Origin of the sequence: Zhongshania aliphaticivorans (assembly GCF_001586255.1) — a bacterium.
GTDB classification, from domain to species: domain Bacteria; phylum Pseudomonadota; class Gammaproteobacteria; order Pseudomonadales; family Spongiibacteraceae; genus Spongiibacter; species Spongiibacter aliphaticivorans.
On the sequence record NZ_CP014544.1, the window covers coordinates 1,241,791 to 1,261,497 of the forward strand.

Here is a 19,707-nt window from a genome sequence, read left to right on the forward strand (position 1 = left end):
TAGACATGGAGGTGTTATGGTATTCGACAAGATAGTGTTAGACGGTCCCAACGTGCGACTAGAGCCGCTGTCGATTAGCCATAAGCAGGGCCTAGCCGAAGCCATCGCCGACGGCGAATTGTGGCGAATCTTCGTTACCAAAGTTCCTCACCCCGACGACCTCGACGAATTTATCGGCAACGCCTATTATGCGCTAGAAGAGGGCGACGGCCTCGTATTCGCCATCATCGATAAACGCAGTGGCAGGGTAGTTGGCTCCAGTCGCTATATGCGCGCCAGCCCGCCAAATAAGCGTGTAGAAATAGGCTTTAGCTTCATTGCCAAATCCCATCAAAAAACCCACATCAATACCGAAGCCAAACTCTTGATGCTGGAACACGCCTTTGAAAACCTAAAAGTAAACCGGGTCGAGTTCGTCACCGATTTTCTTAATCAAAACTCCCGCAACGCCATATTGCGCCTAGGCGCCAAGCAAGAAGGCATTCTGCGCAACCACATGGTAATGGCCGACGGCCGAATTCGAGACTCCGTGGTGTTCACCATTATCAGTAATGAATGGCCGGGAGTTAAGCAGCATCTTACGGCGAAATTGGCACAGACTGCTTAGGGTGAGCTTGGTGTGAAGCTTGTTGGTTTTCTCAATAGCAGCCAGCCCGCAATTAGCGAGCTAACGTCTAACTGGGTTCGTGCTATGCCATCGCTGGAGGTGTGCTATCTTCAAAAAGGACAGGCATCTTCCTAATAACGGACAGGCACTTTTTAAAAGCTAAGAAAAGCCCCCCTCATCATAAATATCACGCCCTACTTTTACGCTGAGTATTCACAACACCGACGACAAAATCTCGGAAATTACCGTTGAAAGCCGGTTTTGCAATGCAGAAGCCCCTGAGCCAAACCGCCCATCGGGTTTTAGGTGAGAGTTTGAATTATTAAGCGACTTTGTTTGTACCTTGCCGCGTTTTCGCAAAGCGTTTCCGATAAATCTGCTCAAAGGCAGTGGCATTGTTCAGCCATGTTTTTTGGTCAATACCCAAGCGCTTTAGAATTGGGGGCAGGTTTTGAGCGATAGCGCCGCGTTTGTCATTGCAAACTTGCCTGCCAGTGTAGTCCACTAATTCTAGGTAATCTTTGAGCTTAAAACGAATGCCGTGTTGGTGTTTATCGGTGGCATTTCCGTCAAAGGGCAGCATGGGTTTGAGGGTGAAATTAAAATGATTAAGTTGATGGCTTTGAATAAGGTTGGTGATGCTCTTTGCTAAGTTCAATGAGGGGCGAATACGCTCTTTAATACTAGTGTGCTCAGATTATTCTGGGATCGGTGCTATCGCTGCACGTACTGGATTCAAATCCACATAGGCCATACAACTTAATAGTGCTTCTTCGCTTAACAATGCTTGGGAGCAATAGCGGGCTTCCCAAAAATGGCCTCGGCAGCCATCTTCCTTATTCGCCATGCGGGCAATCGGCTCGTTTAAACATTTCATAAACCAACCCAAATTCGCTAAGCGCTGCCGATAGATCGAAATAATTTCATTTAGCACCTGCTGTTCCGGGGCAGGAAGCTCGACACCTTTAAGGTATTGCTGAACCAAGAACGGCCCTTTGAATAAGCTCGTCCAGCGCTCCAGTACCTCGCGATCAGACCAATCATTGGCCACGTCCGGCGAGAGCTTGACGACCAAATGCAAGTGATTAGCCATCACTGCATAGGCGGCAATATCAAGAGCAAACAGGCTACTGAGTAAATGGATGCGCTGCTCAATAAAGAGTCGGCGATGGGAATAGTCTTTGCCACTGGCATGATCGACGCCGCAGAGAAACGAGCGTCGAACACAGCGAGAAGTGACGTGGTAGTAGGGTGTATCGTCGACACAGACTAGGGCTTTTCTAGGTAAAGTCATCGTAATTCCTTTTACGATTTGGTGAATTAAACGTAAAGCAGAGTTATTATTTTGTCAATTTTAGAGTGCCTGTCCTTATTAAATTAGGGCGTGATTTCTAATATCGCTCTGTATGGGTATGAAGCCATTTAGAAAAAAGCGTGAACGAATTGTCGTAATGTAAGGCAATCAAAACTCCCTGAATTCGTCACCAAAACAGCCATGTTCATCTATAAATTGATTGTAGGCTTGTATGGCGTTCTTGTTCTCATCGGTCCATTTTTCAGAATTTAACTTTGCTAATTTGTCGCTAAGGGCTTGCTCAAGTGTTGCCGAGAGATTGGTTTTTTAGTCTTTGCACTTTTTGAGTAAATTGCGGTTTAAACCAAGGTTTGTAGACTCTTTTGGGGATTTTTGGGCAAATAGGCGCTGTATGATTTTGTCCGCTAGCCGAATACATAGCTATCATTCTGCGCATGTATGGGGGTATTGCAAGCCCAAGCTAAATCTTAATGCCCGGAGCCTTTGTTGCCATTTAGTCCTTTGCCTCCCAGCTTAAAGTCGCTACAATCGCCCCACCAAAGGTGCTCTGTAAAGAGATAATCGGGAAGTCTGGTGTGTATTTGAATCCAGCGCTGCCCCCGCATCGGTAATTAAGCTAGATTCGCCATAACCACTGTGCCACGGCATGGGAAGGGGTGAACCGAGGAGAGATCCGCTTATGAGCCCGAAGACCGGCCATTGGTTTCATTCACAGAACATCGCACGGCGGGTGCGAGGAGATTTCATGTACTCTCGGTTTTCTGCGCAATTTCCAGCGCTGGAATTCGGCTTTATTGCCGCTATTCCGCATATTCCCTCGTTTTTCATAACGCGTGTATTCCGCATACCGGCCTTATTCTACATCCCTAGCTTATTCTGAGTTTTATTGTATCGCGTCGTCGTTAATTTAACGGCGATATAAGTACGTTCAGAATTTCTAAAGGAGTAGGAAATGACACTGCGTTTGCACGTTCAAAAGTTGGCTATTGCTCGTTCTCTTTTAACAAAGGGCGGGGTGACATATGCCTGCTGATATTTTATGTCCGGCGGTGTTTTTGACTGCGCCCGCCTCGGGCCAAGGTAAAACCACGATTACTGCGGCTATTGCCCGCTACCATCGCTTGCAGGGCCGCGAGGTGCGCATTTTTAAAATGGGCCCCGATTATTTAGACCCGCAAATTTTAGAGCAGGCCTCTGGTCATCCCGTGGCTCAGCTCGATCTGTGGATGGCGGGCGAGGCCTATTGCCGAGATCAGTTTTATCGCGCTGCGCAAACCGCCGATTTGATTTTGGTGGAAGGCGCCATGGGTATGTTCGACGGCGATCCCTCGAGTGCGGATTTGGCGCGCACCTTTGGCATTCCCATTGTGCTGATTATGGACGTGAAGGGCATGGCGCAAACGGCGGCGGCGCTGGCCTGTGGCCTAGCCAATTACCGCGACGACGTTGCGGTGACGGGTTTAATTGTCAATCACTGCGCTTCTGAGCGCCATCGGCAACTGATTGCCGACGCCCTGCCAGCAAGCCTGCCTTTGTTAGCGAGTTTTGCCAATACGCCGAATATTCACCTGCCGGAACGTCATCTCGGCTTGGTGCAAGCCTGTGAAGTGCGCGAGGAATTAGAGGCCTGCTTTAATGCCGCCGCCGAGCTGGTTGCTGCCAGTAGCTTGGCGAGCCTGCCGCCGCCGGTGAAATTTTCTGCCCAGTCAATTATGCCGCCACCGCGCTTATTGGCGGGGGTGAGCATTGCGATTGCGCAGGATGAAGCCTTTAGTTTTATTTACCCCGCTAATACCCGGTTGTTAACCGCGATGGGTGCCGAATTGTTATTTTTCTCGCCAATTCACGATGCTAAATTGCCCGAGGCCGACGCCCTGTGGTTGCCCGGCGGCTACCCAGAATTACACGCAGATGCGTTGGCGGCGAACACCGCAATGCACAGGGAAATTCAGCAGTTTTTTCAAAGCGGCAAAGGGATTTTGGCCGAGTGTGGCGGCTTTATGTATTGCCTAGAAAACCTCAAAGATTTGGCGGGTACGCGCCATACCATGCTGGGGCTGTTGGCTGGTCAGGCAGCCATGCGTGGCCGTGGTGGTTGCCAAGGTATGCAGAGCGCGGTATTGCCCGAGGGCGAGCTGCGCGCCCACGCCCATCATCGCTCCCAGTCAGAAAACACCCCAGAACCGATTGGCTACGGCAGGCGGCCAAAGCACCCCGCACCGGGCGAGTCCATATACCGGCAGCGGGGTTTAACCGCCTCGTACTTGCACTTGTTCTTTCTCTCGGCACCCGAGGTAATCGCCAAGGTATTTTTGCCGCATACGCAAATAAAGGATGCAGATTGTGTCAGGGATTAATCTTTCAATTCTCGCCTTGGGTTTCTCGCTGGGCTTTGTTCACGCCATGGATGCAGATCATGTTATGGCGGTGTCGGCCTTGAGCAATCGCCATCACGACAACGGCAAACAGCGCGGTATAGCGGCCAATTTGGCGCTGACCTTGCGCCACTGTAGTCATTGGGCATTGGGCCACGGCGCGGTACTGTTGCTGAGCGCTGGCGTGGTGTTTGGGCTGGGGCTGAGCTTGCCTGCGAGCCTAGGTCATTTTGCCGAGCTTGCGGTGGGTTTGGTGCTGGTCGTGATTGGCGGTTCGCTGTTGTGGCAATTACGACGGGAACGGGTGGTGGTGTTGCGTCATAAGCACCAGCACGAGCATGGCGAGCTGGAGCATGTTCATTTAGTAAAAAGCAGTACCGTGAATGATGCCGGTGCCAATTCCTCAAACTCTACAAAACACAGCGCAATGCCTGCGGCCATAGCCCATACCCCAGTTATGGTTGGCGCTCTGCACGGCTTGGCGGGCAGCGCGCCAGCCTTGGCCTTGGTGCCGGTGATAAATGATATGGCGCTATTGTCGGCGCTGCTTTATGTCTTGGTTTTCTCCTGCTCGGTGCTATTGGGCATGGTGGTGTTCGGCTTGGGCCTTGGTAGTGTGCAATCGTATTTGGCTCAGCGCCACAGCAATTTATTTGATTTGTTCAGGCAGGCCTTAGGCGCGGCCACGGTGGTATTTGGCGCGGTGTGGTTTGTGCAGGCGCTATAAATTATGTGGCCAGAGAGCGCAGATGCCAGCCAAAACGCTAGCCCAGTTACGCCGCTGCGCAGCGGCTTAACCACGGGTAGCTGCGCCACAGCCTGTGCGGTAGCGGCAGCGAGAAAGTTGTTTTTCAATGAATCGATAAGCTGCGCCAGCATTACCTTGCCCAAGGGCAAAATAGTGGACTTGCCCATTGTGTATTTGTCCCCCGCAGGCGCAGGGGTACTGGCCAAAACCATTAAAGACGCGGGTGATGACCCCGACGTTACCCACGGCGCCACGGTGTTTGTTCATCTCGCTTTAAGCGCCAACAGCGGCATGCATTTTCGTGCCGAGCGCGGCGTGGGCACGGTGACTCGTAGTGGCTTGGCTTTGGCGGTGGGGGAGCCAGCGATTAATCCGGTACCACGGCAAATGATTAGCCAGCATTTGCAAGGTATTGCGGCGGGTGCGGATTATCACGGCGGTTTTGATATTGGTATTGGCATAGAAAACGGCGAAGCCCTCGCCTTAAAAACCATGAATCCACGTTTGGGGATTCTTGGTGGTTTGTCGGTACTAGGCACCAGCGGCATTGTGCGGCCGTTTTCCTGTAGCGCATACATCGCCTCTATTCATCAGGGCATTGATGTGGCGGCGAGCAATGGCTACGAGCATATCGCCGCTAGCACCGGCAACCAAAGCGAAGATTATATTCGCCGCCATTATCAGTTGGCGGATATGGCGCTCATCGAAATGGGTGACTTTGTTGGCGCGGTTTTAAAGTACTTGCGCCGTAAGCCCATCGCGAAATTAAGTCTCTGCGGCGGCTTTGGCAAAATCAGTAAATTGGCGGCGGGGCATTTAGATTTACACAGCCGCGCCTCAAGCATCGACTTTATGCAGTTGGCCGACTGGGCTGCGCAAGCAGGGGCTAATGATGCACTTTGCAGCCAAGTAAAAAATGCTAACACCAGCATAAAGGCGTTAAATCTCTGCCATGCGGAAGGGCTAGACCTCGCTGCCGTTGTTTGCAATCAAGCTCTAGTCCAAGCGCGGCGCATTGTGCCGCACACCACCGAATTAGAAGTTTGGGCAATAAATCGCCGTGGTGAAGTCGTCGGCCATGCCAGTGATTTCTCGGCTAACACTACGGCACTAGCGCAATGACGATTTTAATATTGGGCGGCACCAGCGAGGCCAAGGCGATTTGCCAGCAGTTAGCCAATATTGGCCGACCGCTGATTTATAGCCTTGCTGGCATCGTGCGCCAGCCAGTCTTGCCTTGCGAGGTCATTAGTGGCGGCTTCAGCCAATACGGCGGCTTGGCCGCGTGGTGTCAGCGGCGCGGGGTGCAAGGCATTGTCGATGCCACCCATCCCTTTGCCAGCAGAATACGCGCCAGTGCCAGTGCTGCGAGTACCGAACTAGGTATTTCCTGTTGGCGCTTTACGCGCCCGCTGTGGCAGGCGGGGCCGAATGATAATTGGCATGAGTTTAATCATTTGGCGGAGTTGCCGTGCTTGTTTAAGGCGAGTGCTCAGACAAGCCCACAGCGTATTTTTATGAGCCTAGGCCAGCTCGATAGCGATGATTTGGCGCTGTTTAAAGATCGCCAATTGCTGCTCATTCGCAGCGCTATTCCGCTGCAAGGCGGGCTTACAAATAACGCGTCTTGGGTGCAGGCCGTGGGGCCGTTTTCTTTAGCGGGCGAACTTGCGCTGCTGCGCAACTACGGTATTGACGCCATCGTCTGCAAAAACAGTGGCGGCGACGCAGTGGCAGCAAAATTGGCGGCGGCGCGGCAATTATCCCTGCCGGTGTATATGCAGCGGCGGCCAGAGCCTGTGCTGGGTGATGAAAGATGGTGTACAGAATTTAGTACCGAACAGGCCTTGGTGTTAGCGCTTAAACAAAGCTATTTGGCGAGTAGCCCTAATGAATAGTTTTTGGACGTGGTTTTAAAATGACATTCGATTACGAAATAGACCCGCAAGCAATAGAGCGCAATAGCTTTGCGATGATTCGCGAACTGGCTGATTTGTCGGCCTTTGACGCTGTGCAAACACAGGTCGCAATGCGGGTAATTCATAGCGCGGGTGATCCTGCATTGGCAGCACAGCTGCGGTTTAGTGTGGGCGCTTGCGATGCTGGGCGGCGGGCCTTGGCCGCGCAGGCGCCAATACTCTGCGATGTAGAAATGCTTAAGCAGGGGCTGACCAAGCGCATGTTGGCGCGCCCAGCCCAGTGCTTTTTAAATGCCGAGGGCGTGAGTGCAATAGCCCAAGCGCGGGGCGAAACCCGCAGCATGGCGGCACTGGAGTTTTGGGGGCCGCACTTAGCGGGCAGCGTGGTGATTATCGGTAATGCCCCCACCGCCTTATTTCGTTTGTTAGAAATGCTGGCGAGTGATTCGAGTTTGGGCCGCCCCGCACTGGTGATTGGCATTCCAGTAGGCTTTGTCGGCGCGGCGGAATCCAAACAGGCGCTGTGGGATTGCCATCAAACACTCGGTATAGAGTGTATTACCCTATTGGGCCGTCAAGGGGGCAGCGCTATTGCCGCCTCGGTGTGCAATGCCCTGCTGCGCTGTAATCGCGGGGAGCTGTATTGATGCCGCTAGATAAGGCGATGCCGTCATTAAGCCAAACGCGTCTTTCCCCCGTGGATGTCATTGGTTTGGGCGTGGGCAATTCAGCTGGCGAGGAATTGCATTTAAGCGCCACCGCGCAAGCGGCACTGGGCGCTGCAGATTGGGTTATCGGCAGTGCGCGGCAATTGGCGCTGGTTGCGCCGTGGGTTCCTGAGCAGCGAGCGCGTCTGCTGCCGAAAATTCCAGAACTACTCGCCCAGCTTGAGGACATGCCAGACAAGCGGGTGGTGGTTCTGGCCTCGGGCGATCCACTGTACTACGGCATTGGTCGCTGTTTGATCGCCCACTTTGGCGCTGATGCGCTGCGCTTCCATGCAGGGGTATCCAGTATTCAGGCGGCTTGCCATCGCTTGGCTTTGTCGCTGCAGGATGTAGACGTACTGAGTTTGCATGGCCGTCCGGTTTCAGTTTTACGGCGTTATTTGCGCGCTGGCGCGCGCTTGCTGATATTGACCGACAAACACAGTCATCCCCGCCAGCTGGCTCAGCTCTGTGTGGAGTGCGGTTTTAGCCAAGCGCGAATCAGTGTGTGCGAGAACTTGGGCTACCCGCAGGAAGCGATTAGCCATTGGACTGTCACTGAATTGCTGGCAGAGGGGAGCGGGCAGAATCGCGAGTTTGCTGCGCTGCATGTTTCGGTGATTTATGCGGGGGTGGGCGATGGCGTCTTACCGGTATTCCCCGGTATTGCCGACGCGCAGTTTTTTACCGACGGCGCCAGTGGTCAGGGCATGCTCACCAAGCGCGAAGTGCGTTTGAACATATTGTCGCTAATGCAAGTTCAGGCCGGCGATGTGGTGTGGGATATCGGCGCAGGCTGCGGTGGTGTGGCGGTAGAGTTGGCGCGCTGGGGCGGCGGGGCGCAGGTGTTTGCGGTGGAATCTAAAGCGCAGCGCCTAGCGTGTTTGCTGCAAAATAGGGATCACTTTGGGGTGCCAGATCGCCTGCATATTATTGCGGGGCGCGCGCCTGCGGCCTTGGCTGAGTTGCCGCCAGCGAATAAGGTGTTTATCGGCGGCAGTGGTGGTGAGCTTACTCAGATTTTACAGCAAGTGTGGTCGGGTATTCCGCGTGGGGGCTGCGTGGTAGTGAGCGCGGTTACCGAGACCAGTCAGCAGTTGTTACGCAGTTTTGAACAGCAATTAGTGGCTGGCCAATATCGCAGCGAAGCCCTTCAAATTGCGGTGAGTCGCCGTGGAGAGCTGGCCGGTGAACCCTGCTTTAGACCACTATTGCCGGTGTATTTGTACCGTTTTGAAAAAACGGCGGCGCGCAGCGAGGTTATCGACAATGTCTGAGCATTTGCCGGAAACGCAAACTCCCACTCTACTCCCAGCCCAAGCAAAAGGTATTTTTTACGGGGTGGGGGTGGGGCCTGGCGACCCAGAGCTACTGACCTTAAAAGCCCATCGCCTAATTGCCCAAGCCGATGTGATTGCCTTTTTAGAAAATGCCGACGGTCACTCTCAAGCGGCTGAAATTGCGGCGGCGTCTATGAGTGCGAGTATAGCTTTACGACTTGCTATTTATATGCCCATGAACCGCGACCGCGCGCTGGCAAATGCTGCCTACGACGATGCCGCGCTGCGGATTAGCGAGCAGCTATGTGCGGGCCGTAATGTGGTGTTTTTGTGTGAGGGCGACCCGCTGTTCTTTGGTTCCTTTGCGTATTTAATGGCGCGTTTTGCTGAGGGGTTTCACTGCGAAGTGGTGCCCGGCATTAGCTCGATTAATGCCGCCGCTGCTCGCAGTAAAACACCACTCGCCATGCTTGCCGAGTCGTTTGCGGTACTTAGCGGTCGCCACGCCCCAGATGAATTACGCGCGGCCCTTGAGCGCCACGATACGGTGGTTATTTTAAAAGCAGGGCAGGCGCGGCCGCAAATTCTCGCTGCGCTGAGCGAGGCGGGGCGGCAAGCCGATGCCCGCTATCTTGAATTTGTGGGACGGCCCAATGAGCGCATTGTTGAGGATGTTAGGCAATTGGAGGCAGTGCCGGGGCCGTATTTCTCGCTGTTTTTGGTGAGTCGTAGCGGGGCGCGGGCATGATTCGGATTTTTGCTTTAACGCCAACGGGGAAGTGTTTAGGTGAGCACTTACTGTCGCGGATTCCATTGTCTGTGCTGAGCTATCGTCCGGATAATTTTGCTAGCACTGTGCAGCAGGCCTTTTTGCGCGGTGAGCGCTTAATTTTAATTTGTGCGACCGGTATTGCGGTGCGCTGCTTGGCGCCGGTGCTGGTGAGTAAGCATCAAGACCCCGCCGTACTGGTGTTAGATGAGCAGGGCGAGTTTGTGATTCCGCTATTGTCTGGTCACGAGGGCGGCGCCAACGACTGGGGTTTTGACGTGGCGCAGCTGCTCGGCGCGCAATTTGTGCAAACCACGGCCAAACCCTATCTCAAGCCAGTGTATACCGTGGGCATGGGCTGCGAGCGACATTGCCCTGAAGACGTCTTGGCAGAGTTACTGGCGAGCTGCCTGCAGCAAGCAGGATTGTCGATGGTCGATATTCACAGCCTGAACAGCATTGATATTAAGGCTGACGAAATGGGTTTAATCAGTTTGGCCGCAAAGCACCGCTTGGCGTTTCAAACTTGGTCGGTGCCGCAACTCACGACGGTTGAGGGGCTGCTTAGTCAGCGCTCGGATTATGTATTTGCAACGGTGGGTGTATACGGCGTGGCCGAATCCGCCGCCTTGTACGCGGCCCAAGACTACGCCGGCGACAGCCCAGAATTACTGCTAAGCAAGCAGAAAAATGCCAAGGCGACCTGCGCGATAGCGCGAGCCTACCCCAAGTTGAATTCGATAGAAGCACAAAAAGGACATTGAGCGATTGTGAGTAAATTATATTTAGTAGGTATGGGCCCAGGCGACGAGCGCTTGATTACGCCGCTGGCTAGCGCCGTTATCGCCCAGTGTAGCGACGTGGTGGCCTACGGCTTGTATTTGGATTTGCTGGCAGACATGACCACCGGTAAACGCTGCCATGATTTGCCCTTGGGCGAGGAGATTGGCCGAGCGCGGTTGGCGCTAGATCTTGCCGCCAGTGGCAAGGCCACGGCGCTGGTGTCCAGCGGCGATATTGGTATTTACGCCATGGCCACTTTGGTGTTTGAGCTATTAGATCAGCAGCTTAACGGCGCAGAGCATCACCCCGAATGGCTGGCGGTCGATATTGAAGTGGTGCCGGGTATTTCGGCGATGCAGGCGGCGGCGAGCCGTGTTGGCGCCATGTTAGGCCACGATTTTTGCACGATCTCGCTCTCGGATTTGCTCACGCCTTGGCAAGTGATTGAGCAGCGTTTACACGGCGCTGGCAGCGGCGATTTTGTGGTGTCTTTTTATAATCCAGTATCTAAAAAGCGGGACTGGCAGCTGAATACCGCCCGCGACATTTTATTGCAGTATCGCCCTGCAAATACCCCAGTGGTAATCGGCCGCCAGCTCACTCGCAGCGACGAAGATATTCGTTTTACGTGCTTGGGCGATCTTAAGGCCGGCGACGTTGATATGTTCACCTTGGTGTCGGTGGGCAATCGCGAAACCCGTCATATTGTTAACGGCCGTAAAGAATGGATTTACACGCCTCGCGGTTATGCCAGCAAAGCGTAAATTTTACGACTGGCTTGCTTAAAGATTTTTAAAAAGGAAACGCTGTGAAAGTATTTTTTATAGGCGCCGGCCCCGGCGACCCAGAGTTAATCACGGTAAAAGGCCAGCGCTTAATCAGTGCCTGTCCGGTGTTGCTTTACGCTGGTTCATTGGTGCCCACCGATATTTTTGCTGGACGGCAAGGCGATGCCCTGCGGATTGTCGATACCGCGTCTTTAGACCTTGATGAAATCATGGCACATATTTCTTGGGCCAGTGAGGAGGGCCATGATGTGGCGCGGATTCACTCCGGCGACCCCTCGGTTTACGGCGCCATCGGCGAGCAAATCCGCCGCTTGCAGGCCCTAAATATTGACTATGAGATTATTCCCGGCGTGACCGCAACCTCGGCCTCGGCGGCGTGGCTCGGCAAGGAGTTAACCCTATCTGGGGTGTCGCAAACCATTATTCACACCCGCTACGAAGGCAAAACCCCATTTCCCGAGCGCGAGCGACTGCCTGCCTTGGCCGCCAGCGGCGCGACTTTGGCGATTCATTTGGGGGTGACCCGTATTCATAAAATTGTGGAGGAGCTAATTCCCCACTACGGCGCCGACTGCCCAGTGGCAGTTTGCTACCGCACCTCCTGGCCGGATCAAGATAAAGTTGTTGGCACCTTAAGCGATATTGTTGCCAAGGTACGCGACAAGAAATTTACCCGCACCAGTTTGATTTTAGTGGGCTGGGTTTTGGCCAGTGAAGACTTTAGCGACTCGTATTTATACGACCACGATAAGGCCCATGTGTATCGCCCCAAAGTTAAGCCCGCTCGTCTGCGCGATGTGAATAGCAGCGCCGCCCATCCCAGCTTAAAACAGCCGGTGCTTTAAGTTTGGAATGGGCCGAATGGTGTTAAGCAGACCGCTTCTTGCAGGCAGGTATACCGTCTAGGGCGGGCTTGCGCGCCTGCTCTTCGGCAATGAGTTCTGCTGGGAATTGGCTCATAAAACAGCAGCAGACATTGTCGTTAATCATGGTGCGGGGGCCGTGGGGATGGGCGATATGTTGGTAGCGGGCATGGCTATGGCCATGTTCATGTTGCTTTTCATATTCATGGGAATGCTCGTGCTCATGTGAATGACTGTGGGGGTGATCGTGATCGTGACTGTGCTGATACGCTGCATTGGGTTCTTGGTATTCGGCGTGGTGGTGATGTAAGTCAACTTCGCCTCGGGCGAGCCGAGCGCTAAAGTCGGCGAGTAGACCGGTTTGTTGTTGGCTGCCGTTCATGGTTTCGGCAAAGCGGGCCACAAAGGTATCGATGACTTTGGGGTGGTCGCGGAGATAATCGGCTTTGATGAACTGCACCTCGGGCTGTTCGGCGGCGACTTTATCAATATAGCTGTGAATGCGGTCAATAAGCCGGCCGCCAAACAAGAAGTAAGGAGCGACAACAATTTTTTTAAAGCCGAGCTTGCAGGCCATTTCTAAGCCCCGGCCAACCGAGGGAAAGGTGACGCCAGAGTAGACCGTCTCGGACCAGCCGAAGCCCAGGCTCTCGGCGGCGATACGGCAGAGCTTGGCGGCGTCGGCATTGGCATTAACGACCGAGGTGCCGCGACCGACGACCACCAGCATGGTGTCGTAGAGGGCGCCGGGGGCGGGAATCTCAGTGTGGCCAAGAGAATTGAGAATGCGCTGCTGAAAGGCGGCAATCATATTGCTGTGTAGGCCCAGTTCACGGCCGTAGTGAATATGCAGATCTGGGTGCTTTTGCTGGTAACTGGTGAGTACCGAGGGAATATCGTTCTGGGCGTGGGTGGCGGCAAACAGCATACCGGGAACGGCGTAAATGGTTTTTACACCTTGCTCGCGAAGCGCGTCGAGGGCCATGTGAATATTGGGCGCGGAATACTCTAAAAAGCCGTATTCGATTTTGAGTTTGGGGTAGCGCTGGCGCAGGTTTTTAGCGAGTAGGCTAAATTCCTGCTCAGCGATTTTGGCGCGGCTGCCGTGACCACAGATAAGTAAGCCGCAATTGTTGGGCAGGTTTTCTAAATTCGTCATGCGGGTGTCCATTGCGTAGAAGTGATTGAAGTAAAAGGATTGATGTAACTGATTAGCATTGAGGGATTAAGTTTGTTGATGGCGCGTAAATAAATTAATTTTTTAATAGATTTGTACTTGAATGGCTCCATATTGTTGGAGGGATTTGTGTCGTCTTTAGTTTTTGTTTTGAGAGCGGTTGGATTGTTGCGTGTTGTGCTTTTTAGGTAAAAATAGTTTTTATTTACAGGCATTTAATTCGGTTTTTGGGTTTCGATACCATATTGTTTCATTTATTTTTGGCGGTTTAAAGTAACTTTTTTAAATAGTTTTTTTTGATGAATTTAAATATTACTTAGGTTAAAGTCGCTGCGCATTTTTAGGTTCCAAGGTGATATTTTCACCGTAGCGATTAATAGGGAATTCAGTGCGTAAAATTGACTTTCGGTTTTGCGAGATTAATTGAAGCTGTCCCCGCAACTGTATGCGATGAGTGCTAATCACGGCCACTGAGTAAGGTGTTGTCACTGAACTTGGGAAGGCGATTAGCGCATTTTCTGGCGTTTTCTTAAACGCGTAGAATGAAGTCGTGAGCCAGTAGACCTGCCTGATATGCATTTACCTGATGGTCGGGGTGTGCAATCAGGCGAGTATAATCAGAGTCATTTCTGTGGCTTCTGCTATTTCCTCGTTAATTTCCCGCCGCCATTGAGATTGTTGCAATCAAGAGGCGATTCCTTTGAAAAATTCGATATTTAATCCGCTAGTAATAAGTTGTTTTGTCTTTGCATGTCCAGCATACGCGGCTGGCTTGAGTGGTGTGAGCGAGCGCAGCGCTGGTCAGCTTGAAGAAGTGCAGGTTACAGGTAGCTCGCTCGCCAATAGGGGGCTAGCCGACGCTGAGGCTGCTTCGGTAGGTACGGTTCTGGCAGCGCAAATTGCGCACCGCCCAGCGCTGCGTCCCGCCGAGTTATTAGAAACCATACCGGGTATGGTGGTGACCCAGCACAGCGGTGACGGCAAGGCGAATCAATATTTTTTGCGGGGCTTTAATTTGGATCACGGCAGCGACTTTGCTAATTATGTCGACGGCATGCCCATCAATATGGTGAGTCACGGTCATGGCCAAGGTTATACCGATCTTAATTTTTTAATTCCCGAATTGGTCGACCGCATTGTTTATCGCAAAGGTCCCTATTATGCCGAGGCGGGGGATTTTTCCTCGGCGGGTACAGCGCGAACATCTTATGCGCGGGCTATGGCAAATCAGACCGTGAAACTTACCGCGGGCGAAAACGATTATGCGCGTCTCTTGGCCTTTGGCGGAGTGGCGGCGGCAGATGGCCAGCTGGTTTATGCTTTTGAGTCTCAGCAAAACGACGGCCCATGGCAGCTGCCAGAGGGCTTTGATAAAGCCAATGGTGTATTGAAATACAGCGGTGGTGATCGCAAGCAAGGTTATTCGCTGACGGCCATGGCCTATGAAGCGGATTGGACCTCGACAGATCAGATTCCCCAGCGCCTAGTGGCTGAGGGCAGCGTGGATCGCTATGGTTCCCTAGATGACAGCACGGGTGGCGACACCCACCGCTATAGCCTGTCGGCTGAAATTTGGTCGGTATTGAACGATGGTCTGAATCTGCAAAGTCAATTTTACGTGGTGGATTATGCGCTGCGTTTAAGCTCTAACGCGAGTTATTACTCCCGCGATAACAGTGACGACCCCGAGGTGCGCGGTGACCAATTTACCCAATTCGATAATCGCCTGACTCTCGGCGGCCAGCTAGATTTTACGCAGGCCCTAAGCGCGGTACATGAATTGCGCTACGGCGGTGAATGGCGACTGGACGATATTAACGACGTGGGTGTGGGCTTTAGCCAGCGAGGCCTAATATACGATCTGTTTGCCAGCGCGGCGGTGGAAGAGCAGGCGCTCGGTGTATACAGCAGCGTACACAGCCAATGGACGGCGTGGTTTGCCTCAATCGCGGGTTTGCGCTACCAAACCATTGATGTGGCGGTAGCCGATAAGCTTGACGCGACGGCGGGTGGCAGCGACCGCGAGGCCTTGTTGTCGCCCAAATTATCACTGCGCTTTGGCCCATTCGCGACCACGGAGTTCTTCATTAATTATGGCGAGGGCTTTCACAGCAATGATGCGCGGGGTGTAGTGAGAAGGGAAAGTGCAGTGCCGCTGATATCTTCGTCGGTCGGCTATGAATTGGGGATGCGCAGCTTGCTGGCCAATGATATTCAGCTGTCGGTGGTGGCGTTTCGTTTAGATTTAGACTCAGAGTTGGTGTTTGTTGGCGATGAGTCGACAACCGAACCTCGGGATGCCAGCCGTCGCCAAGGCCTTGAGGTGAGCGTATTTTATCAGCCGGTGGACTGGTTTGTATTGGATATGGATGTTGCCTCGTCGGAAACCGAGTTTAAGCAACTGCAGGTCGACGAGGGGCAGGTATTGGGCAAATATGTGCCCGACAGCGTTGAACAGGTCTTTGCTATGGGCGCGAGTATCGATTTAGATAACGGCGTGTACGGGGGGCTTAGACTGCGCTATTTCGGCCCTCGCAAGCTTACCGAAGGCGGTGATGTTGAATCGGCGGCCTCGAAGAGCGTCAATGCCAATATTGGCTACCGCTTTAGCAATGGTATATCGCTGGGGCTTGAGATTGTCAATGCCTTGGATGAGCGTGATGACGATATCACTTATTACTATGCCTCACGGACTTTATCCGAGCGCAACGCCGGTATTGAACCCCAGCTAGACCGCCACTCGCACCCTATGGAACCTCGTACTTATCGGGGGACATTGGCTTACCACTTTTAGCAGAAAAGCCTCGGTGACTAGGGGCGGTTGCCGACGGCTAAGTTCTGCCTTTATAGCGATAACTACCTATTTGATTTTGACTCCGGATAATAGCTATCGGCATTCTTATTGCCTATAGTAGAACAACGGGATTGCGTAGTTATTATTGCGCCTTAGCCGCGACTCAACTGCGATAAGTTGCCTAATGGTAGGTAATCTTACATCACGAGCCTTTATATGCCTGCTTCCGAGCATATGCCGATACTCGGCAAACGAAAAAGTATTACTCGGCGTATTCTGTTCCCTTTCGCTGCACTCATCGTTCTCAGTAATGCGGTGATAATTTACATCATTATTGGGCAGTTAGACGAGCAGCTACTTAACGCAACTGAACAAGATCTGATCAGCGAGTCAGAGCTGCAAGCGGTGCAGTTTCGCGCCAATATGGCTGAATTGGTTAGAGATCTGCGGTTTGTGACAGGAACCCCGCCTATTCAGGGGCTAATTCGGGCGGAGCGCAATGGTGGTGCCGATCCTTCAGATGGTTCTAGTGAAGCAGAATGGGTAGCTCGGCTTGGGGTAATCTTTAGCGAAATGCTCAAGGCAAAGCCTCAAAACGTGCAAATTCGTTTTATTCGCGCTAACGGCCTAGAGTTAATTAGGGTTGATCGTTACGGGCCTAACGGCACTATCCAGCGCGTTTCGCAAAATGAATTACAAGATAAAAGCGCGAGTAAATATTTGTCGGAAACCCTAAGTTTAGATGCCGGTCAGGTCTATCTTTCTGATATTGAGCTCAACCGTGAATTTGGCAAAATTGTGGAGCCTTTGCAACCAGTTATTCGCGCAGCAACGCCGGTGTACACCACCGATGGCGAACTATTCGGGATTGTGGTTATTAATCACAATTTGCAAACCAGCTTTGATGCCTTGAAATCGATAGCAGGGGTAGATCATCAGTTTGTTATCGCCAATGGTAGAGGTGAATATTTAGCGCACCCCGAGGCTGAACGTCGCTTTGCCTTTGAATATGGTCGCAGTAGCAATATAAGCCAAGATTTTCCTGCCACTCAGCGTCTATTGGACAACCCTCAGCTCGAGGTGGTAAACGGTAAAGGTAATGCTAATGGTAAGGCGTCGGTATATTCCTTGCGCAGTATTGCCTATAACCCTGAAGACAGCACCGATCGATTAATTTTAGCCACCAGCCATGACTTTCAAGACGCCCTCGCCATCAAGGAACGCGTGCTCAGTAAGATTTATCTGTTTCTGATTTTTGTGCTGTTAATGTCCGGGGTATTGGCAATATATGCGTCGCGACGTATCGCCGGGCCTATTATCTCTATGCGCAACACCCTGAATCGCGATGGCTTGGCAACCCAAAGTGAGGACTTGCCGATTCATGATGGTGGAGAGTTGGGCGAACTGGCGCGAGTTTTTGACAATCTATTGCAAGAATTGTCGAGCAAGCAGGCCCTCCTGGCCACTGAGGTGGCTGAGCGTAAAGGCGCTGAGCTTGAGCTGCGCGTAAATAATCAAAAACTGAAAGTAGCATACAAAGAATTGGAGCAATTTACTTATATTGCGTCACATGATTTGCAGGAACCACTGCGCACAGTACAAAGCTTAGTAGAAATGTTTGAAGAGAACTACGGTTCTGAGATGGATGAACAAGCTAAAACCTTTTTGGGTTTTATTAAAGAATCGACTATGCGGATGACGGCCTTGATCCGTGGGCTACTGGATTACGGCCGCTTAGGGAGCGAGTCAGATCTCACTGAGGTGAATTGTCAAGAATTGGTGGACGCGGTATGTGTGGATCTTAGCTTACGGCTAGATGAAGTGGGCGGCAGTGTTGAATATAAGGACCTGCCAGTTATTACCGGGAAGATAACGGAGTTGCGCTTATTATTTCAAAATTTAATTAGCAACGGGCTTAAGTTTCGACGTCCCGATGTGTCCCCGAAAATCGTTATTGCGGCGGAGCGAGGCTTAGACTGCTGGCAGTTTAGCGTCAGTGATAACGGTATTGGTATTGCCCCTGAACATTTCCAACACATTTTTATGATTTTTCAGCGCTTACATGGGCGCGATGAATTTGAGGGAAGTGGCATCGGTTTGGCCCACTGTAAAAAAGTGGTAGAGTTACACGGTGGTGAAATTTGGGTAGAATCTCAGCTGAATGTGGGCACGGTGTTTTATTTTTCGCTCAGGGATAATCGTGATGAACAAGCTTAAACGGGTCTTGCTTATAGACGACTGCAAGGCCACAAATTACATTCATCGTCTGGTGATAGAGAAATACGGCTGCGCTGAGGCGGTCGTAGAAGTGAATAATGGCCGCGAAGCACTGGAATATTTAACCACCGAAGTAGATGGTAGCTACCCCAAGCCAGAGTTGGTTTTTTTGGATATTAATATGCCAGTGATGAACGGTTGGCAGTTTTTGGAAAAATACGCCGATGTACCCGAGGCGCAGCAGGCTGGTGTGGTTGTAGTAATGCTCACTACGTCACTTAACCCTGATGATGCATCCTTGGCTCAAAGCAAGGCGGCGGTTAAATCTTTTTCTAGTAAGCCGCTTACTGAGAGTCGCTTAGACGATGTACTCGCCGAGTATTACCCTGAGGCGTTGCGGCGCTAAGCTGCCTGTAGCCCCTCGTTCGCTCTTCGTTAAATCCCGTCTTTGTCATAAAACTGTCCTCGTTTAGTCCTGCTATTGTCATACTAAAACCCTAATCTTGGCCCAAATGGGCAAAGAGGATACACACGGGTGGAGCTAGGACAGCGTTATAAAACCGTTTGGTTATCTGACATCCACCTCGGCTTTAAAGATTGCCGAGCTGATTATCTTCTCGATTTTTTGGCGAAAACAGAGTGTGAAACGCTGTACTTGGTTGGCGATGTTGTCGACCTTTGGGCGCTAAAGCGCAGTCTGTATTGGCCCTCAAGTCACTACGAAGTGGTACGCAGCTTATTTAAAAAGGCTAGCACTGGCACGCGCGTGGTGTACATTCCGGGTAATCACGACGAGCCTCTGCGCGATTATGTCGGCCACATTCTTGGCCCCATTGAAATAAAACGTGAAGCCATACACACCACCGTAAACGGCAAACGATTGCTGATGTTTCACGGTGATTGCTTGGACGAGCATATGCGTTTGAGTAAGTGGGAGGGCCTGGTTGGCGACGCAGCCTACGATCTTTTGTTATTTCTTAATCGCTGGGCCAATTTTATTCGTCGGCGCTTCGGCCGCAATTATTGGTCCCTCGCTACCTATATAAAACAGCGTATTCCCAACGCTCGTCAGGTCATTAGTGTGTTTGAAGAGGCCGCTATCCGCGAGGCATCTCGGCGGGGGCTCGACGGCGTCGTGTGCGGTCATATTCACCAGCCAGCGCTTAAGAAAGTAAAGGGTTTGCTGTACTGCAACGACGGCGATTGGATAGAGAACTGCACCCTGCTAGGGGAGACCTTTGAGGGCAATTTAGAACTGCTGCAGTGGACAGAGCATCAAACGCTGCTGCAAAGCATGACCGGCAACGGCGGCCGGGTAAAAGCCGATGTTGTGCCTTTGCGTCGCGCCGGTTAACTAATAGGAGT

At 52.1% G+C, this 19,707-nt stretch carries 19 protein-coding genes, 1 pseudogene and 2 riboswitches; of the genes and pseudogenes, 16 read left to right on the top strand and 4 right to left on the bottom strand.

What is annotated here, in order from left to right:
* Positions 1–16: 16 nt before the first annotated feature.
* Positions 17–607 carry a GNAT family N-acetyltransferase gene (locus AZF00_RS05400; RefSeq protein WP_008246570.1) on the top strand — a complete coding sequence of 197 codons (591 nt, stop codon included), beginning with the start codon at positions 17–19 and terminating at the stop codon, positions 605–607.
* Positions 608–929: 322 nt separating this feature from the next.
* Here the strand turns inward: AZF00_RS05400 and AZF00_RS19585 are convergent, their stop codons facing one another.
* The 3 genes and pseudogenes from AZF00_RS19585 to AZF00_RS19595 form a co-directional block, all read right to left on the bottom strand.
* Positions 930–1,265 (bottom strand): hypothetical protein, encoded by a 336-nt coding sequence (locus tag AZF00_RS19585; protein WP_008246571.1) that lies wholly within the window; start codon positions 1,263–1,265, stop codon positions 930–932.
* A 39-nt stretch (positions 1,266–1,304) separates the two neighbouring features.
* Entirely contained in the window at positions 1,305–1,901 is a 597-nt protein-coding gene (locus AZF00_RS19590) for a transposase (RefSeq protein WP_008246572.1), read from the bottom strand.
* 168 nt (positions 1,902–2,069) lie between these two features.
* A pseudogene (locus AZF00_RS19595) lies at positions 2,070–2,165 on the bottom strand (type II toxin-antitoxin system CcdA family antitoxin); the annotation flags it as partial.
* 280 nt (positions 2,166–2,445) lie between these two features.
* A riboswitch (cobalamin riboswitch) is annotated at positions 2,446–2,637 on the top strand.
* On the opposite strand from AZF00_RS19595, the gene AZF00_RS19305 reads away from it, so the two are divergent.
* From AZF00_RS19305 to cobM, 11 genes are all read left to right on the top strand, one after another.
* Positions 2,602–2,802, top strand: a complete 201-nt coding sequence (locus AZF00_RS19305; protein ID WP_156474848.1) for a hypothetical protein — start codon at positions 2,602–2,604, stop codon at positions 2,800–2,802. Its footprint overlaps the riboswitch before it by 36 nt.
* A gap of 142 nt (positions 2,803–2,944) precedes the next feature.
* Complete coding sequence (locus tag AZF00_RS05410) at positions 2,945–4,279, top strand: cobyrinic acid a,c-diamide synthase CobB (RefSeq protein WP_008246573.1); 1,335 nt, start codon at positions 2,945–2,947, stop codon at positions 4,277–4,279.
* The gene (locus AZF00_RS05415) at positions 4,266–5,024 is read left to right on the top strand and encodes a hypothetical protein (RefSeq protein ID WP_008246574.1); all 759 of its coding nucleotides are present in this window, start codon (positions 4,266–4,268) and stop codon (positions 5,022–5,024) included. The genes AZF00_RS05410 and AZF00_RS05415 overlap by 14 nt, the downstream gene beginning before the upstream one ends.
* A 3-nt stretch (positions 5,025–5,027) precedes the next feature.
* The gene (locus AZF00_RS05420) at positions 5,028–6,167 is read left to right on the top strand and encodes a cobalt-precorrin-5B (C(1))-methyltransferase (RefSeq protein WP_008246575.1); all 1,140 of its coding nucleotides are present in this window, start codon (positions 5,028–5,030) and stop codon (positions 6,165–6,167) included.
* A complete protein-coding gene (locus tag AZF00_RS05425; protein WP_008246576.1) occupies positions 6,164–6,943 on the top strand; it encodes a precorrin-6A/cobalt-precorrin-6A reductase in 780 nt (259 codons plus the stop codon). The genes AZF00_RS05420 and AZF00_RS05425 overlap by 4 nt, the downstream gene beginning before the upstream one ends.
* A 20-nt stretch (positions 6,944–6,963) precedes the next feature.
* On the top strand, positions 6,964–7,611 hold the full coding sequence (locus AZF00_RS05430; protein ID WP_008246577.1) for a precorrin-8X methylmutase: 648 nt from the start codon (positions 6,964–6,966) through the stop codon (positions 7,609–7,611).
* On the top strand, positions 7,611–8,948 hold the full coding sequence (locus tag AZF00_RS05435) for a bifunctional cobalt-precorrin-7 (C(5))-methyltransferase/cobalt-precorrin-6B (C(15))-methyltransferase (RefSeq protein WP_008246578.1): 1,338 nt from the start codon (positions 7,611–7,613) through the stop codon (positions 8,946–8,948). The genes AZF00_RS05430 and AZF00_RS05435 overlap by 1 nt, the downstream gene beginning before the upstream one ends.
* The gene (gene cobI / locus AZF00_RS05440) at positions 8,941–9,699 is read left to right on the top strand and encodes a precorrin-2 C(20)-methyltransferase (protein ID WP_008246581.1); all 759 of its coding nucleotides are present in this window, start codon (positions 8,941–8,943) and stop codon (positions 9,697–9,699) included. The genes AZF00_RS05435 and cobI overlap by 8 nt, the downstream gene beginning before the upstream one ends.
* Positions 9,696–10,484, top strand: a complete 789-nt coding sequence (locus AZF00_RS05445; protein ID WP_008246583.1) for a cobalamin biosynthesis protein — start codon at positions 9,696–9,698, stop codon at positions 10,482–10,484. The genes cobI and AZF00_RS05445 overlap by 4 nt, the downstream gene beginning before the upstream one ends.
* A 6-nt stretch (positions 10,485–10,490) precedes the next feature.
* A complete protein-coding gene (gene cobJ, locus AZF00_RS05450) occupies positions 10,491–11,267 on the top strand; it encodes a precorrin-3B C(17)-methyltransferase (RefSeq protein ID WP_008246585.1) in 777 nt (258 codons plus the stop codon).
* A gap of 44 nt (positions 11,268–11,311) precedes the next feature.
* Complete coding sequence (gene cobM, locus AZF00_RS05455; RefSeq protein WP_008246587.1) at positions 11,312–12,136, top strand: precorrin-4 C(11)-methyltransferase; 825 nt, start codon at positions 11,312–11,314, stop codon at positions 12,134–12,136.
* Positions 12,137–12,158: 22 nt separating this feature from the next.
* Here cobM and AZF00_RS05460 read toward each other — a convergent pair whose 3' ends face one another.
* Complete coding sequence (locus tag AZF00_RS05460; protein ID WP_008246589.1) at positions 12,159–13,313, bottom strand: sirohydrochlorin chelatase; 1,155 nt, start codon at positions 13,311–13,313, stop codon at positions 12,159–12,161.
* A gap of 343 nt (positions 13,314–13,656) precedes the next feature.
* A riboswitch (cobalamin riboswitch) is annotated at positions 13,657–13,916 on the top strand.
* A 115-nt stretch (positions 13,917–14,031) separates the two neighbouring features.
* Between AZF00_RS05460 and AZF00_RS05470 the strand changes: the two genes are divergently transcribed.
* The 4 genes from AZF00_RS05470 to AZF00_RS05485 all read left to right on the top strand — a co-directional run bounded on the left by AZF00_RS05470 (position 14,032) and on the right by AZF00_RS05485 (position 19,696).
* Entirely contained in the window at positions 14,032–16,125 is a 2,094-nt protein-coding gene (locus AZF00_RS05470) for a TonB-dependent receptor (RefSeq protein ID WP_008246592.1), read from the top strand.
* A 216-nt stretch (positions 16,126–16,341) separates the two neighbouring features.
* A complete protein-coding gene (locus AZF00_RS05475; RefSeq protein ID WP_008246594.1) occupies positions 16,342–18,342 on the top strand; it encodes a sensor histidine kinase in 2,001 nt (666 codons plus the stop codon).
* Positions 18,329–18,748 (top strand): response regulator, encoded by a 420-nt coding sequence (locus AZF00_RS05480; protein WP_008246595.1) that lies wholly within the window; start codon positions 18,329–18,331, stop codon positions 18,746–18,748. Before AZF00_RS05475 ends, AZF00_RS05480 begins: the two co-directional genes overlap by 14 nt.
* A gap of 129 nt (positions 18,749–18,877) precedes the next feature.
* Entirely contained in the window at positions 18,878–19,696 is an 819-nt protein-coding gene (locus AZF00_RS05485; RefSeq protein WP_008246597.1) for a UDP-2,3-diacylglucosamine diphosphatase, read from the top strand.
* The last annotated feature ends 11 nt before the right edge of the window (positions 19,697–19,707 follow it).